This window comes from Acidovorax sp. sif0632, from assembly GCF_019218805.1.
GTDB lineage: Bacteria > Pseudomonadota > Gammaproteobacteria > Burkholderiales > Burkholderiaceae_C > Acidovorax > Acidovorax facilis.
Window position 1 is genome coordinate 1 of the sequence record NZ_JAHUWW010000010.1, and the last position, 16,799, is coordinate 16,799.

16 protein-coding genes are annotated in these 16,799 nt (G+C 57.5%); all 16 read right to left on the reverse strand.

Going from position 1 to position 16,799, the window contains the following annotated elements; all coding sequences use genetic code 11:
- Positions 1-537: 537 nt before the first annotated feature.
- Positions 538-1,062 (reverse strand): phosphoribosyltransferase, encoded by a 525-nt coding sequence (locus tag KW832_RS24295; protein ID WP_121420591.1) that lies wholly within the window; start codon positions 1,060-1,062, stop codon positions 538-540.
- Between the two features lie 57 nt (positions 1,063-1,119).
- A complete protein-coding gene (locus KW832_RS24300; protein ID WP_176886441.1) occupies positions 1,120-2,496 on the reverse strand; it encodes an adenylosuccinate synthase in 1,377 nt (458 codons plus the stop codon).
- Between the two features lie 27 nt (positions 2,497-2,523).
- Complete coding sequence (locus tag KW832_RS24305) at positions 2,524-3,672, reverse strand: ATP phosphoribosyltransferase regulatory subunit (RefSeq protein ID WP_121420593.1); 1,149 nt, start codon at positions 3,670-3,672, stop codon at positions 2,524-2,526.
- Between the two features lie 90 nt (positions 3,673-3,762).
- On the reverse strand, positions 3,763-3,945 hold the full coding sequence (locus KW832_RS24310) for a DUF2065 domain-containing protein (RefSeq protein ID WP_218301789.1): 183 nt from the start codon (positions 3,943-3,945) through the stop codon (positions 3,763-3,765).
- 30 nt (positions 3,946-3,975) lie between these two features.
- Positions 3,976-4,884, reverse strand: a complete 909-nt coding sequence (gene hflC, locus KW832_RS24315) for a protease modulator HflC (RefSeq protein WP_055398652.1) — start codon at positions 4,882-4,884, stop codon at positions 3,976-3,978.
- Positions 4,885-4,893: 9 nt separating this feature from the next.
- Entirely contained in the window at positions 4,894-6,270 is a 1,377-nt protein-coding gene (gene hflK, locus KW832_RS24320; RefSeq protein ID WP_218301790.1) for an FtsH protease activity modulator HflK, read from the reverse strand.
- Between the two features lie 54 nt (positions 6,271-6,324).
- Positions 6,325-7,491 (reverse strand): GTPase HflX, encoded by a 1,167-nt coding sequence (hflX, locus tag KW832_RS24325; protein ID WP_218301791.1) that lies wholly within the window; start codon positions 7,489-7,491, stop codon positions 6,325-6,327.
- 69 nt (positions 7,492-7,560) lie between these two features.
- Entirely contained in the window at positions 7,561-7,815 is a 255-nt protein-coding gene (gene hfq / locus KW832_RS24330) for an RNA chaperone Hfq (RefSeq protein WP_010464175.1), read from the reverse strand.
- Positions 7,816-7,921: 106 nt separating this feature from the next.
- Entirely contained in the window at positions 7,922-9,265 is a 1,344-nt protein-coding gene (gene der / locus KW832_RS24335; RefSeq protein ID WP_218301792.1) for a ribosome biogenesis GTPase Der, read from the reverse strand.
- A gap of 13 nt (positions 9,266-9,278) precedes the next feature.
- Positions 9,279-10,445 carry an outer membrane protein assembly factor BamB gene (gene bamB / locus KW832_RS24340; protein ID WP_218301793.1) on the reverse strand — a complete coding sequence of 389 codons (1,167 nt, stop codon included), beginning with the start codon at positions 10,443-10,445 and terminating at the stop codon, positions 9,279-9,281.
- Positions 10,446-10,447: 2 nt separating this feature from the next.
- Positions 10,448-11,134, reverse strand: coding sequence for a tetratricopeptide repeat protein (locus KW832_RS24345; protein WP_218301794.1), 687 nt, complete (start codon positions 11,132-11,134; stop codon positions 10,448-10,450).
- A 14-nt stretch (positions 11,135-11,148) separates the two neighbouring features.
- Entirely contained in the window at positions 11,149-12,414 is a 1,266-nt protein-coding gene (gene hisS / locus KW832_RS24350) for a histidine--tRNA ligase (RefSeq protein WP_218301835.1), read from the reverse strand.
- Positions 12,415-12,569: 155 nt separating this feature from the next.
- Positions 12,570-13,832 (reverse strand): flavodoxin-dependent (E)-4-hydroxy-3-methylbut-2-enyl-diphosphate synthase, encoded by a 1,263-nt coding sequence (ispG, locus tag KW832_RS24355; protein ID WP_199726978.1) that lies wholly within the window; start codon positions 13,830-13,832, stop codon positions 12,570-12,572.
- A 20-nt stretch (positions 13,833-13,852) separates the two neighbouring features.
- Positions 13,853-14,764: a helix-turn-helix domain-containing protein gene (locus tag KW832_RS24360; RefSeq protein WP_218301795.1), complete on the reverse strand. Its 912-nt coding sequence runs from the start codon at positions 14,762-14,764 to the stop codon at positions 13,853-13,855.
- Positions 14,757-15,590, reverse strand: coding sequence for a type IV pilus biogenesis/stability protein PilW (gene pilW / locus KW832_RS24365; RefSeq protein ID WP_055398660.1), 834 nt, complete (start codon positions 15,588-15,590; stop codon positions 14,757-14,759). Before pilW ends, KW832_RS24360 begins: the two co-directional genes overlap by 8 nt.
- 36 nt (positions 15,591-15,626) lie before the next feature.
- Entirely contained in the window at positions 15,627-16,748 is a 1,122-nt protein-coding gene (gene rlmN / locus KW832_RS24370) for a 23S rRNA (adenine(2503)-C(2))-methyltransferase RlmN (protein WP_121505919.1), read from the reverse strand.
- Positions 16,749-16,799: the final 51 nt, after the last annotated feature.

Consider the following 16,799-nt stretch of genomic DNA (forward strand, 5'->3'; position numbering starts at 1 on the left):
AAAACGGAATTGAAGTGAACTTCACTTCTATTCTCATGAGCGTTTGTAGTGCTAAGCACTAGTTCCAAAGAACTTGGCACTCGCCATCAAACGCCCACGCTTATCGGCTGTATATTTTTAATGAACCGGATCGCAAATCTAACCGAAGTTTTCTTTGCTTTCCCGACTTAGCTGCGATCAGCTGAGCCTTAAATTCTAGCACAGTTTTTGAAGAACTGTCAAACTTTTGAAAACTTTTTGTTTTCATCACTTTTCAAACCCAGCATCTTGCGACACCCTGCTTTACTTAGCGAAGCCTTGAATTATATACCGGTTTTTACACCGCCTACAACCCAAAACCAAACTTTCTTCTTCCGCCTTCTCGACATCAGCAGCAACAGGACCTAAACCCCATCACCACCCACATCTTCAGCGTCACCGCATTTCCGCAGAACCGCCTCAGTAGCGAAGCCCTCGACTATAGCACTAGTTTGGAGGGCAAGAAGAATTTTCGAGAGAAATCTTTACACTCCCCTCGAAAGACCGATAGCCCGGCTTTCACACTCGCCACTTTTCCAACAGCTTCTCAGGGCTCAAGCTATCGTAACCCTCAAACGGTTGATGGATCCAGGGGTTGGTCGGCAGGAATTCCACTGAATAGTCTGGCGTAAACGTCGACAAGCCCTTTGTCCAGATCACAGCGCTGCGCAGTTCGGTGATGGGCGCATAGTTGGTCTTCAACATGTTGATCACCGCATGCAAGGTGTGACCCGAGTCCGCAAGGTCATCCACCAGTAGCACCTTGCCTGCGATCTCACCCTTGGGCGTCGTGATAAACCGCGCGATATCCAGATGCCCCTGCACCGTTCCAGCCTCGGCACGGTAAGAGCTTGTGGACATGATGGCCAAGGGCTTGTCAAAGATGCGGCTCAAAATATCGCCAGGACGCAACCCCCCCCGAGCAAGGCACAGGATCGTGTCGAACGCCCAGCCCGATTGGTGCACCTTGAGCGCCAGCTTCTCAATAAGACTGTGGTACTCGTCATAGCTGACGTAAAGGTGTTTGCCGTCTTCGGTCAACATGCGGTAGCTCCTGGATAGATAGCTGTGGGTGCGGAAGTCACTGGCAATTTCAAATCATCAACCAGCGACATAAGGGTGACGCATCATGATGGTGTGATCACGGTCGGGGCTGGTGGAGATCATATCGATAGGCACACCCGTAACCTGTTCAATACGCTCCAGATAACGGCGAGCGCTCTGTGGCAGTTTGACGTAGTCAGTCACGCCAACGGTGGACTCACTCCAGCCTGGCAACGTCTCGTAGACAGGCTTGCAGCGTGCGATATCTTCCGCGCCCATGGGCAGAAGATCGATGTGCTCACCGTCGAGTTCATACCCGGTGCAGAGCAATAGCTCTTCCAGCCCGTCCAGAACATCCAGTTTGGTGATACACAAACCGGAGAGACCGTTGACCTGAGCACTACGCTTGAGCAGCGCAGCATCGAACCAGCCGCATCGACGACTACGCCCCGTGGTCACACCCTTCTCAGCGCCCACCGTACTCATGTGATACCCAGGCGTACCAGGCACTTCCCAGTCCAGCTCCGTCGGGAAAGGGCCGCCGCCAACGCGGGTGCAATACGCTTTGGTAATACCGAGTATGTAATGCAACATGCCGGGACCGACGCCCGAGCCGGCCGCTGCGTTCCCGGCTACACAATTGCTCGATGTGACATAGGGGTAGGTCCCATGATCCACATCGAGTAGCGTACCTTGTGCGCCCTCAAACAGAAGATTGGCACCATCTCGATGGGCGTCGTTAAGCTCGCGCGATACATCAGCCATCATGGGCTTGAGCAACTCAGCATGGCGCATCGCTTCTGCATACACCACATCGAACTGAACCTTGCCGTCCTCGATATACGGCTTGAGTGCATCACCAAACACGAAGGCGCCCGAGCGCAGATAGGTCGTAAGGATATGGTTATGCAGATCCAGCAATTCACGAAGCTTGGCAGCAAACCGCTCGGGGTACTTCAAGTCTTGCACCCGCAGGGCACGACGGGCAATCTTGTCTTCATACGCGGGGCCAATACCGCGACCAGTAGTTCCAATTTTTTCCGTTCCACCCTGTTCACGTGCAGCTTCACGCGCCACATCAATGGCTGCATGGAACGGAAGAATCAGCGGGCAAGCTTCGCTGATTCGCAAGCGTGAACGCACTTCGACGCCCGCTTTTTCAAGGCCTTCGATTTCCTCAAACAGCTTGGCTGCCGACAAGACAACACCATTACCGATGTAGCACTTGACGCCTGGGCGCATGATGCCACTAGGGATCAGGTGTAGTGCCGTCTTGACACCATTGATGACCAGTGTGTGGCCCGCGTTGTGCCCACCTTGAAAACGGACGACACCTTGTGCACTTTCGGTCAGCCAATCAACCAGCTTGCCTTTGCCTTCGTCACCCCACTGGGTTCCGACCACCACTACGTTGCGACCTTTGGTTGCTTTCATCTCAAACCCAATTCAATTGTCAATTGCTTAAACAGCCTGCACGACCCAGCGGCCCGCAATCTGCACCAGTTCCCGATCACAGTGGAACTCGTCCACTTCGCTCTCATGCCCCGGCAAAACACAAACCACCGTCTCACCAGACGTGCGGAGTTCCGCGATGGCTGCATTCACTTCATCCGACTCTCCCCAGGGAGCACGGATAGCAGCTTTCAATGCCCGTGGAGAGACCACGCCCACTACCTGCTTGATATCCAAACTAAACCCCGCTGCGGGACGATTGCGGCCGAACACAGCCCCCACCTCGTCATAGCGGCCACCGCGAACGAGCGCATCGCTTGCGCCCGGGGCATAGATCGCAAAACGCGCACCGCTGTAGTAGGCATAGCCACGCAGATCGGCCAGATCAAAAGTGACAGCAGCCCCCTCAAGGCGGGATGCCAGCCAATTCAAATTTGATAGCACTTGAGATATGCCAGGAAAGCGCTGGAAGGCTTTTTTAGCTTCAATCAACACACCCTGATCACCGTAGAGCTGAAGCAACGCCAACAAACCCTCGCGCGACTCCACAGGGAAATCTCGGGTCAATGCCGCGAGTTCAGCGGCGTCCTTGGCTGCCAGTGCCGCATGGATACCGCTCAACACCTGGGCATTCACGGACACGCCCGCCAGAAGATTGCGCACGATGCGTACATCCGCCAGATCAATCGTGGTGCTGGGCACATTGGCAATGCGCAAGCATTCCCGGGCGAGCTGCAACGCCTCAAGATCAGCCTCCAGCCCAGCATGTCCGAAGATTTCTGCGCCGAACTGGAGCGGCTCGCGGGTGGCATGCGGACGATCAGGCCGGGTATGCAACACTGGCCCGCAATAGCAGAGGCGAGTCACGCCCTTGCGATTGAGCAAATGCGCGTCAATTCGAGCGACCTGGGGGGTAGTGTCCGCTCGAAGCCCCATGGATCGCCCTGAGAGCTGGTCCACCAGCTTGAAGGTCTGGAGATCGAGGGCCTCTCCCGTACCTGTCAGCAGGGATTCAAGATGCTCCAGCAACGGGGGCATGACTAGCTCATAGCCGTAGCAGCGGGCTGTATCAAGCAGCCCGCGACGCAATTCTTCGATGTGCCGTGCTTCGGACGGCAAGACATCGGCAATGTGATCCGGAAGGACCCAAGCAGACATGGAAAAAAGGGGAGGCTGTTAAAACCGTGATTCTACCGGGAGCGGCGAAGAGCCCAGAGAGACTCCACCCGCTACCGGCTCTGGCGCTGTTCAGAACCAGAGCATCAACACGCCAGCAACGATTGCCAGCAAACCGAAAAACCGAATCTGTCCATCCTGCAGCAGCGCAATCTGAGCGACTGCACGTCGCCAACTCTGAGGCGAAAGAAATGGCAGTAGTCCCTCAATCACCAGCACCAAGGCGAGCGCTGCCCAGAGGCTTTCCGAATCCACAGCGGCAGGATGACGAAAATCAGCAGGGGACTACTTCCGGGGTGCTGCAGGCATAGCCGCAGAGTTTCCACCTCGGAATGTCTTGAAAAACTCTGATGACGAGGGGTCAAGAACCATTACATCGCTCTTCTTGTTGAAGCTGGATTTGTAGGCTTCCAGGCTCCGGTAGAACTGCGCAAACTGCGGATCCCGCCCAAACGCCTCGGCATAAATGCGCGCGGCTTCGGCGTCACCTTCGCCTTTGATCTTCTGAGCATCCCTGTAGGCATTGGCAATAGTGATCTCACGCTGGCGGTCTGCATCAGCACGAATTTTTTCACCTTCCGCCGCACCCGTAGAACGGAGTTCATTGGCCACGCGTTTGCGCTCGGCCTCCATGCGCCGATACACCGATTCCGTAATCGCCTCCACGTAATCGACGCGGGTAATGCGAACATCGACAACATCCACACCCCACGGCTTAGCGCCACGAACGGTCTCCAGCACTTCACGCTTCACATCCGCCATCAGTGCTTCCCGCTTCAGGGAAAGAAGCTCCTTGACGGTGCGCTTGTTGATTTCCTCCTGGAAAGCATTGCGCACCACGCGATTGAGTTGCATCGCTCCGGCACTCTCATCCAGTCCAACGTTGCGGATGTACTCCGTTGGCTCGGAGATACGCCACCGCACATACCAGTCGATGACCACCCGTTGCTTCTCCGCAGTCAACATGGGCTCCGTGTCACTGCTATCCAGTGTCAAAAGGCGTTTGTCGATGTACGACACGTTTTGAAAAGGCGGGGGCAGCTTGAAATTCAAGCCTGGCTCTGTGATCACTTCCTTGATCTGCCCTAGGGCGTAAAGCACACCAAACTGGCGCTGGTCCACCACAAAAAGCATGGAGCTCATCAGGGCCAGCACCACCAAGAGGGTAGATGCAATAAATCCGACTCTGTTCACGAGTTGCTCCTAGCGAGATTCACGATCACGTGTGCGACTGCTGTCACGCGCGCGGGGGTCATTCGAAAAAGTGGTCGAAGGGGCTGCAGGGACTGCAACGGGGGCCGTCGTATTTGCAGCGGGAGCATCCGATGCCCCCCCTCCGCTGGCGACACTTTGCATGATCTTGTCCAGTGGCAAATACAACAGGTTAGAACCCTGCCGTGATTCAACCAACACCTTGGTTACGTTGCCATAAATCTGCTGCATCGCCTCCAGATACATGCGGTCGCGGGTCACCTGTGGAGCCTTCTGATACTCTGCCAGAATCGAAGAAAACCGCTGGGCATCACCTTGTGCCTGGGCAACAATCCGAGCTTTGTAGGCTGCAGCTTCTTCGTTCAAGCGCGATGCGGACCCCACTGCACGTGGAATCACATCGTTGGCATAGGCTTGGGCTTCATTCTTGGCCCGCTCACGCTCCTGCCCCGCTTTGAGGACATCGTCAAAGGAGGCCTGCACCTGCTCAGGTGGACGGACACCACCTTGCTGCAGATTGATACCCACCACCTCGACACCTACCTTGTAGCGATCCAAGATGGTTTGCATGAGTGTGCGGACACGGGGAGCGATCTGATCACGCTCTTCGGCCAATGCCGTATCCATGCGCATCTTCCCGACCACCTCCCGAACTGCCGTCTCCGCAGCTTGAACCACCGCATCCGAAGGGTTCTTGCTTTCAAACAGCCACGCGCGGGCGTCACTCAAGCGGTACTGGACCGCGAACTTGATCTCGACGATATTTTCATCTTCCGTGAGCATGGCCGACTCACGCAGACCGGTGCTCTTGATGATGCTGTCTCGCCCCACATCGGCTGACCGAATCTGGGTGACAAATACCAGTTCGTGGCGCTCGATGGGGTACGGCAAACGCCAGTTAAAACCTGCACCCACGGTGCTTTTGTACTTGCCGAACTGGGTAATGACCGCCTGCTGACCTTCCTGAACAATAAAAAACCCTGTTCCCATCCAGATCACAAAGACAATCCCAGCGATCAGCCCCACGCCCACACCAGCGCTCTTCATATCTGGCTGGAAGCCCCCCCCCGAACTACCACCGTTGCCCGGACCACGGCCACCGCCGTTCTTGGAGCCAAAAAAACCTCCGAGCTTCTTGTTGAGGTCGCGCCAAAGCTCATCAAGGTCGGGCGGCTGTCCATTGCCAGGCCGCTGATCGCCGCCCCGATTTCCGGCTGGAGGAGGCGCAGCAGGACGCTCCTCCGGACGTGCACCGTCGTCTGCCTTGTTATCGTCGCCGCGCCCCCACCGAGGGTCATTCAGATTGAACATGCCCCGAATACGTTCTGGCAGCGAAGCCCAGCGTAGGGTGCGATTTTGAAAATTCATGCGCAAAGTCTCTGGTTCTCTGGATGGCATTGGTAATGCTGGCATTGTGCCCAATCAGGGCGCGGCCCCTGGCAATTCAATGGCGGCATCAGGGGTCATGCATTTTTGAGCGGCAAGTACCCTTAGCGAGAGCGCACGGCGCAGGGCATCCAACCCCTCACCAGAACGAGCACTCACAAACAAGCGCGGGAAGACATGCCCATCCACGTCGTACTGGTCTTCAAGAAGCGGGGGGCGCTGCTCAGCCTGTAGCGAGTCCAGCTTGTTGAATACAAGTATCTGGGGGATGTCAGCTGCACCAATCTCGCTCAAGACCTTTTGAACCTGCGCCATTTGTTCAGGAAAGCCCGGATTGGAAGCATCCACTACGTGAAGCAGAAGGTCCGCATCAATGGCCTCTTGCAACGTTGCCTGGAATGCATCCACCAAGCCATGGGGAAGGTCTCGAATGAATCCTACGGTATCCGAGAGAGATACCGATCGCCCAGCATCGCCCAAATAGAGTTGCCGTGTTGTGGTGTCCAGTGTTGCAAACAATTGGTCTGCAGCGTAGGCGCGTGCCTTCACCAGCGCATTAAAGAGCGTGGACTTACCAGCGTTTGTGTACCCCACCAATGAAATATTGAACGTATCGCGTCGCTCACGCTGCCTTCTCTGGGTGGTCCGCTGGCGCTTGACCTTCACGAGGCGCTCACGCGTGCGCTTGACGGCGTCGCCAATCATCCGACGGTCCAGTTCAATCTGTTTTTCACCCGGGCCGCCGCGCGCACCAATGCCCCCTGTCTGGCGCTCGAGATGCGACCAGCGGCGCACAAGGCGGGTGCTGAGATACTGTAATCTTGCCAACTCCACCTGGAGTTTGCCCTCGTGGCTGCGGGCACGTTGCGCGAAGATTTCCAAGATCAACAACGTTCGGTCATTGACTGGAAGCTCAAGGTGACGCTCGAGGTTTCGCTGCTGCGCCGGACTGAGAGACTGATCGAACAAGACTTCCGCCGCGCCATGCATTTGTGCCAACGTACGGATTTCATCCGCCTTGCCACTACCAATAAACAAGGCCGCATCCGGCGCCTTGCGTTTGCACGTCAAGCGGGCGACAGGCTTCATACCAGCTGTCTGGGCAAGCAATCCCAATTCTTCGAGATCGGCGTCGAAGTGAGGAAGACCAAAATCAACCCCAACCAGAAGCACCGGGGTGCCATCTCCCGACGAAGCGGTCATCGATTGCAAAGTAGATTGCCCCCTCGCCCGATCAGGGCAAGACGCGAAAACGGCAACACAAACAACAACTTAAGCGTTGTTGCTATCTGCATCAGAGGTGTCGGCAGTAGAGAAGTTGACCGCGCGGCCCGGCACGATGGTGGAAATGGCATGCTTGTAGACCATCTGGGTGACTGTATTGCGCAGCAACACCACGTACTGATCAAACGATTCGATCTGCCCCTGCAGTTTGATTCCGTTCACGAGATAGATGGAAACAGGAACATGCTCCCGACGCAAAGCGTTGAGGAAGGGGTCTTGCAAAAGCTGGCCTTTGTTGCTCACGATATTCTCCGTGTTCAAAAATGTTGTTGTAAACCAGCACCTTACCACAGCACGGAGCACAACCCCGCCTCAGGATGCATGGCCCTTTGGGAACCCAGCCTTTGACTTAGGCTTCCTCTTTATCAGCGAAAGGGTTGTGCGATGTCTTCATCTCTATCCGGAGCGGTGTACCCACCAAGTCGAATTCTTTGCGGAAGCGGCCCTCCAGAAAGCGCTTGTAGGCATCTGTGACGTGTTCCAACGAATTACCATGGATGATGATCACCGGGGGATTCATGCCCCCCTGATGGGCATATCGCAGCTTTGGCCGGAACATGCCTGCGCGTTTCGGACTCTGAAATTGAACAGCTTCTAGCAACAGGCGCGTCAATACTGGCGTTGACATCTTGCAGGTTGCCGCCTTGTGGGCTTGGGCAATCGATGCCCACACCGGCCCCAAACCCTGCCGTTTTTTTGCAGAAATGAAATGCAAGGACGCAAATTTCAGAAATGCGAGCCGGGTCTCGATAGACCGCTCCAGCAACTGACGCTGGTAGTCATCAACGGCATCCCACTTGTTAACCGCAACAACCACGGCTCTCCCGCTCTCCAAGATGTACCCCGCAATGTGCGCATCCTGATCAGTGACACCCTGGGTAGCGTCGAGCAACAGCAGCACCACATTGGCCGATTCAATGGCTTGGAGCGTCTTGACGACCGAGAATTTCTCTATCGCCTCGAAAACTTTTCCCTTGCGGCGCAATCCCGCCGTATCCACCAATTCAAAGCGCTGCCCATTGCGTTCGAAGGGTACCGTGATCGCATCACGGGTGGTTCCCGGCATATCAAACGCAACCAGACGCTCTTCGCCGAGCCAGGTGTTGATCAGCGTCGATTTGCCAACATTCGGCCGACCTGCCACAGCAAGTTTGATGATGCCTTTGTCAGATTCAACATCAGAGTCGTCGGGGTCAGGAAACTGAAGCGGCTCCAGCGCAATCTCCACCAGGCTTCGAATACCCTGCCCATGGGCAGCAGACACAGGGTAAACCTCGCCCAGACCCAGCTCATAGAACTCGGCGAGTTGCACGCCTTCCAGCATGCCTTCGGCTTTGTTGGCAACAAGTACACAAGGTTTACCAAGGCGGCGCAAATAATTGGCGATGTCATGGTCTTGCGCAGATACACCTGCGCGCGCATCCACCACAAAAATGACCACATCAGCTTCGGCAACGGCCTGCTGCGTCTGCTTGGCCATTTCCTTGTAAATTCCGCTCGATGCATCAGGCTCAAAACCGCCAGTATCGATAACGATGTACTCGTGCTTGCCCTGCTTGCCATTGCCGTAATGCCGGTCACGCGTAAGCCCTGCAAAGTCCGCAACAATGGCGTCGCGGGACTTGGTCAGGCGGTTGAAGAGCGTGGACTTGCCGACATTCGGACGCCCCACGAGGGCGATAACTGGCTTCATTAAATAAAATCCATCAATCTGGACGGAATCCGTAGACACCACCATTGCGAGTAACTACCACCAACGTATCTGCGGCCACAGAGGGTGCTGCGGCGATGCCAGATCCGTCCGTGGCAATGCGGTTGAGCGGAGAACCATCCGTGCGGGATAGCAGGTGAACGAGGCCTGTGTCGTCCCCGACTACGACGGAGCGGCCCAACAACAAGGGCGCCGTCAGTTTGCGGTGTTTGAGCCTGTCGGTGGCCCACAGACGCGAACCATCGCTGCGACGCCACGCCATGACCGTGCCATTGCCCTCGGCACCGAACAGGGCCTCCCCGTCTCCATGCACGCCATCGGCACCACTGGCGGGTTGCGTCCAAGTCACTGCGCCTCTGGCAGCATTGACACAACCCACAGCCGTCTGGAAGGCACGTGCACAGATGGAATCACCTACTCTGCTGGTACGCCCAACCAACTCCACCAGTCTCTCAACGTCGTTGGTGCCCCGCGCACTCGCCAAAGGAGCCTCCCAACGAACGCTGCCATTGTCTGGATTCAGACCTACAACACGGCCGGAAAACCCCGCAACCAAGGTATCACCAACAGCCAGCAAAACGCCCGCCTGGCGTAAAACCAGAGGCTCACCGGGGCGCTGCTGACTCCAGAGTTTGCGGCCCGACACCGCATCAAATGCCGCCAAAGAACGATCGGCCGAAAGCACAAATACGCGTCCACCCGCAACGAGAGGGGGGGTGAATACTTGCGCAGCCAATGATTGGCGCCACCGCTCGCGGCCAGCATCCAGAACGATCAAGGTGTTGCTGCGGGAAACAACCGCAGCCGATTTTCCGTCGCTACCCACCCCCGCAGACAAAGGCTCTGAAAGCGCTACTCGCCAGACGTCGCCACCGGTTCGGGCGTCGATGGCCGCCACAACCCCGTCGGAGGAGGCAACAGTCACCACATTGCCTGCGGAATGGACATCAAGCGGCAATCCAGCAACGCTGCCAATGCGCGCAGTCCAAGCCTGCCGCACACCCAGCACCGCAACATTGGCCCCCAGATCTGCCGGCATCGGCTTGGAGCTCCCGCTGTTCCACAGCGAGCATCCAGCCAATGTGACAACCAAGACCGCTGAAGAAATGCACCGCAGGCCGAACACCCTGCCCTTTGCGCCGTCTCCACAAATGAATGCCATGGCTATTTCACCCCATCAATGGATCCGGCGGCAGCTACTGCAACACCTTGTGGAGAAACACCAAGAGCACCGAGCTTTACCTCCACAAGACGACGGTACTCCACCCCCTCCTCGAAGGACTTATAGGCCTTGGCATACTCCGCAATAGCTTCCGCACGCTTATCCTGCAGCAGATAAATGTCTCCCTTTCGATCTGCAAAGACCGCTTCAAACTCCAAAGGAGCGCTTCCAGACACCTGTTTGAGTGCGTCGTCGTAGTTTTTTTGATCCATCAGCACGCTGGCCAAGCGAACCTTGGCCAATGCCTTGAGACCATCATCTCCCGACTGAGCAGCCACCCAGGCAAGCGCCTCCTTGGCGCCATCAGCATTGCCTGCCTCAACCATGGTCTTGGCCAATGCAAGCCCCGCCTGACTGGCCTGGGTAGTGCCCGCATACTTAGCCTTGAGGTCGGCAAACGCCTGAGCCATGCGCGCCTGGTCACCCGCTCGGGCAGCCACGTCTACAGCATCGTAGAGCGCTGCGGCCTGACTTGCCTGCCGGTTCTGCCAATACTGGTATCCGTTCCAGGCGACCAAGGAGCCTGCCACCAAAATCAGCACGGAGCTGATGAGGGTGCCCCAGGTGTTCCAGAAATGCTTGAGCTGATCAAGCTGCTCTTGTTCTTCGAGATCAAGGTGATTTGCCATGGAATGTGTTCTGTTTAGCGGTTGGATTGTAGGTTGGAGGCCCAATCGGCCAGGGAATCTAGCGGATGGTCAGCCTGTGCGCCCACACCATCGCGCAATGACTTGACGACAACCATCCCCCGGGACAGCTCATCCTCCCCAAAGACCAGCGCGTGCTGCGCGCCACTCCCATCTGCCTTCTTGAATTGGGATTTCATGCTGCCCATACCCTCACCCCCTGCAGGCGCGGCATGCATCTGCACACTGAGGCCCAACTGCCGCAGGCGCTCAATGGTGGTCACAGCCACGGGCAGCGCCGCCGCAGAGGGAATCACGGCATAGACATCTGGTACAAGAGCTGGGACCGTGCTGGTCTGCTCCTTGAGCAGTTCAAGCACACGCTCAACCCCCAGCGCCCAACCCACCGCCGGGGCCGCCTTGCCACCGATCTGCTCTATCAGGTAGTCGTAGCGACCACCGCCACAAATGGTGCCCTGCGACCCCAGCTGATCAGTGACAAACTCAAAGACCGTAAGGTTGTAGTAGTCCATGCCCCGAACCAGCCGGGGGTTCACTGTCCAGGCCACACCGTTGGCGCTCAGAATGGACTTCACAGCATCAAAGTGCGCGAGCGACTTTGGCCCCAGAAAATCAATCAATCGAGGCGCAGCCTCCACCACGGCCTGCATAGCGGGGTTCTTGGTATCCAGAATGCGCAACGGATTGCTATGCAAACGCCGACGCGCCTCCTCATCCAGCACCTCGACATGCTGTTCCAGGTACGAAATCAGCGCCGCTCGGTGCGCCTTGCGTTCATGCGGTTCACCCAGGCTGTTCAGTTCCAGGCGCACGTTCTGCAACCCCAGTTCGCGCCACAGCGAGTGGGCCAGAAGAATCAACTCCGCATCGACCTCCGCACCAGGAAAGCCGAGCGCTTCAGCGCCAATCTGGTGAAATTGGCGATACCGCCCGCGCTGCGGACGCTCATGGCGGAACATGGGCCCCATGTAGTAGAGGCGCTTGCCTCCGTCATACAGCATGGAATGCTCAGCAACTGCGCGAACCACCCCTGCAGTCGCTTCGGGACGCAAAGTGAGATGCTCGCCATTGAGACGATCCTCGAACGAGTACATCTCTTTTTCGACGATGTCCGTGACCTCACCGAGGCCACGAACAAACAGCGCCGTGGGCTCAACAATCGGCGTACGGATGTTGCGATAGGCATATCGAGCCATAAGGGTGCGGACCTTGGACTCCAGCCACTCCCATCGGGCGGATTCAGGAGGCAGGATATCGTTCATGCCTTTCACGGCTACCAGCTTTTCCGGCTTGGTCGACGAAGCGCTTTTTTCGTTACTCACAACTGTTCTTTTCTCTATCTGGCAACTATTCGAAGGACATCACCGACCATCTCAAGATAGCGGCTCAGTATCAATCAGGGTAAGGCGAGCAACGCTCAGGCCAAAGTCACAGCGGCGGCGCCAAAACGCTTTTCGATGTACTGCTCGACAATTTGGTGGAATTCATGGGCGATGTTGTCACCCCGCAGCGTCATCGCCTTCTCGCCATCAATGAACACAGGGGCTGCTGGCGCCTCCCCCGTACCAGGCAGGCTGATGCCGATGTCCGCGTGCTTGCTCTCACCAGGCCCATTGACAATGCATCCCATCACCGCAACACGCAAGTTTTCGACGCCAGGATAGCGAACGCGCCATACAGGCATCTGGGCACGCAGAAAATCATCAATCTGCTTGGCGAGGTCCTGGAACGTGGTGCTGGTAGTGCGACCACAGCCAGGACACGCCGTGACACTGGGAACAAATACACGCAACCCCAGAGCCTGCAGTATCTCGGAGGCCACCACGACCTCCTGTGTGCGCGCTTCACCGGGCTGGGGCGTCAGAGACACGCGAATGGTGTCACCAATACCCTCCTGCAGCAACACAGACAACGCAGCAGCCGACGCTACTGTGCCTTTGGTTCCCATGCCTGCTTCCGTGAGTCCCAGGTGCAAAGGGTAGTCGCAGCGGCGTGCCAGTTCACGGTATACAGAAATCAGGTCCTGCACACCGCTGACTTTGCAGGACAAGATGATTTGGTTGCCATCAAGGCCCATTTCTTCGGCCCGGCGCGCAGATTCAATGGCCGAGGTAATCAACGCCTCGTACATCACCTGGCGTGCTTCCCAAGGAGTAGCACGGCGGCTGTTGGCATCCATCAAATCAACCAGCAAGTCCTGGTCAAGACTGCCCCAATTCACACCAATACGCACGGCTTTGTTCCAGCGAATGGCTGCATCGATCATCTGGCCGAACTGCCGATCCCTCTTGTCGCCCTTGCCTACGTTGCCGGGATTGATGCGGTACTTGGAAAGCGCCTGTGCGCACTCAGGAAAATCCGTAAGAAGCCGGTGCCCGTTGTAGTGAAAGTCCCCCACCAAGGGGACGCTTTCTCCCATACGGTCCAATTGTTCACGAATGTAGGGTACTGCCGCTGCGGCCTCAGGGGTGTTCACCGTGATCCGGACGAACTCCGAGCCGGCCTGCGCCAGTTCCTTGACCTGAATGGCCGTGCCAATGGCATCCACGGTGTCTGTGTTGGTCATGGACTGCACTCGCACTGGAGCATCCCCGCCCACGGTCACCACGCGCGACCCCCACACAATCCTGGCTTGGCGGGACCGTCGTGGCAAGGGGGACGCCACCGCAATGGGCTCCATCTCACAAGGTAACCGTTCCATTATTTCACCTCGAAGCGAGCTACGTTCTCACGGGAGACAGGCGTCAAGTCAAAAGGCTTTCCGCGCACGAATACCTCTGTCACGTCGGCACGACCAATCACCACGGCCAGCGGCATTTGGCCTGCGACAGACACCGACTCACCCGCCGCAAGATTCCTTTGCAACGCCACGGTGCCTGCGGAATCACGCACCTGCACCCAGGATTCGCTCCGCGCGCGCAGCACCAATGCCCCGGCCGGTGGCGTTGTAGCGCTTGCCGCCTCCACTGGGGCTGACGCAGCGTTGTTAGTAGCGGCAGCCGCAACGGCGGGAGCCGCGTCTGCGCGACCTGCCACTGACGGCAGAGAAACGTCGGGGATGCGCTGGGCAGCTGCGGGGATTGCATCCGACGCACCCGTGACAGCAGGGGCGGCCTGCTGCTCGACCACATTGGCCGGCGGTTGGATCGATGCGGGGGCAACAGGCGGGCTCGTTACACCGTCCTGCTGCCTGGGGAAAAAGACCAGGATCAGTGCCCCCACCAGCAGCGCCAAAACCACCACCGTTACGGACCGCGAGGTGGACCCTGAGGAAAAAGACGCCGATGAGGAAGACGACTTCCCGATACTGCCTTTCACCGGAGCATTCAATCCCGCACTGTCTGTAGCCAGGCGAGGGCTTTTACTTTGTGGCAAGAGCGACAAAATGGGGGCGGGGTCCAACTTGAGCGTTCTGCACATGCTGGAGGCAAGCGCACGCACAAACACTGTATCGGGCAGGGCCTCATAGTTATCCGCCTCCAGCGCCTCCAGCTTGCTGACAGGCACTTTCAGCGCCACTGCCAAAGCAGCGATGTGCATACCAGACGCTTGTCGCGCCTCCCTCAGCAAACCACCCGCTGTTACCCCACCACTTTCCAAAACCTCACTCATTGAAAGCCCCACGCTCGTATGCACCCAACTCCCGTGAGTCCGGGAAACGCTTGCGCAACTGATCAGCCAGTTGCTTCATGGCCACGGAATCACCCAAAGCGCGCTCAACCTTGATCCCCAGCCACAACGACTCGGAATTGGCGTACTGGCTGTTGTTGAGCCGCCGGATATAGAACTGAGACCGGGTCAATTCATTGCGACGCAACAAAAGTGCCGCGAGGTGATAACCGACCACGGGGTTTGCCGCATCCAGTTCATAAGCTTTCAGCAGCGACTGCTCGGCCTCCGCAAACTGGCCAGCGCCTGATTGGCACAGGCCTTGGGCCATCAAGGTCTTGCTGCGTGCTGTGTATGCAGGATTTGCGAGAGCCCGACCAAAGTGCTGATTCGCCTCGGCGTACTTTTGCTGCTGGCACAACAACCAACCGTAGTTGTGCAGCAGATTGGGATCCCCGCCCCGCAGCGCCAATGCTCGGCGAAAACTGTCGTCCGCCTGGGCAAAATCGCTCAACCTCATGTAGATGAGGCCACGAAGATTGAAGGCATCGGCGTAGGTGGGATCAGCTGCAAGCGCCTGCTTGACTTCATCGAGCGCCACGGCCGTCTGACCATTCTCAAAATAGTTGGAAGCAAGCTCCAGACGGATACGGGCGCGGCGCCGCGTCTCTGGCTCATCAGACGGGGTGATCATTCCCGCGTTGGCGTCGGCGGTCGGCATGCCGCTATTGGTTGCACACCCTTGAAGCGCAGCCACGCAGGCCACCACGCCACATGCCGTGAGAGTCCAGCGGCCCCATTGCTGCCAGCGTCCAACCAATCTCACCATGTAGAGCCTCCTTGAAGTATGCCGATTGCTTGTTGATCAAGTCACCGGTTTGAGCACGATTGTCCGCTGCTTTGCCATGCGCTCGGCAGCCCTTGTGCGGTCCTTGACATCGCCTGCGAGCTGACCGCACGCAGCGTCGATATCATCTCCGCGGGTCTTGCGCACGGTCGTGACGATACCCGCTTCGCTCAAGACTTTGGCGAAAGCCAGCACCTGATTTTGTGGCGAACGCAACAGCCCTGACGCGGGAAACGGATTGAAAGGAATCAGGTTGAATTTGCAGCGCACACCCACACCACGGGCGGGCTTGACAAGTTCGATCAGCTGCCGTGCGTGCTCAACCTGGTCATTGACACCATCGAGCATGCAGTATTCAAACGTAATGAAGTCGCGCGGCGCATGCGCCAGATATCGATTGCAGGCAGCAAGCAATTCTTCAATGGGATACTTGCGGTTCAGCGGCACCAGGTTGTCGCGCAAGGGGTCATTCGGCGCATGCAAAGACACCGCGAGAGCCACAGGACAATCCACGGACAAGCGGTCCATCATCGGAACCACGCCCGACGTTGAAACCGTGACCCGCCTGCGTGACAAACCATACCCATGGTCGTCCAGCATGACGCGCAAGGCCGGAACGAGGGCCGAGTAGTTCTGCAGCGGCTCCCCCATCCCCATCATCACCACGTTCGAAATGACGCGGTCCTCAGATTGGAGGCGCTGGCGCAGGGAATGCTCAGCAAACCAAAGCTGTGCAACGATCTCCCCCGTGGTGAGATTTCTGCTGAAGCCCTGATGCCCCGTGGAACAGAAGCGGCAACCCACAGCGCAGCCAGCCTGTGAGGATATACACAGGGTTCCGCGATCATCTTCGGGAATAAAAACCGCCTCGACCGCATTGCCATCCCCCACGTCAAACAGCCACTTGACCGTGCCGTCTGAGGAGACATGTTCGGAGATGACGGGCAAGGCCTCGACGCGAGCACAGCCCTTGAGCTTGTCGCGCAAGGCCTTTGCCAGATCACTCATGGCGTCAAAGTCACTGGCGCCGCGCTGATGAATCCAGCGAAACAACTGCGTGGCGCGAAACCGCTTTTCACCCAACTGCTGGCAGAAAGCCGCCAGACCGTCGAGATCAAATTCCAAAAGATTGGTGGTCACTGCGCCCTCCCCGGGGTGGGCCGAACGCAGTCGTCCCCATGGCGCAGGTAT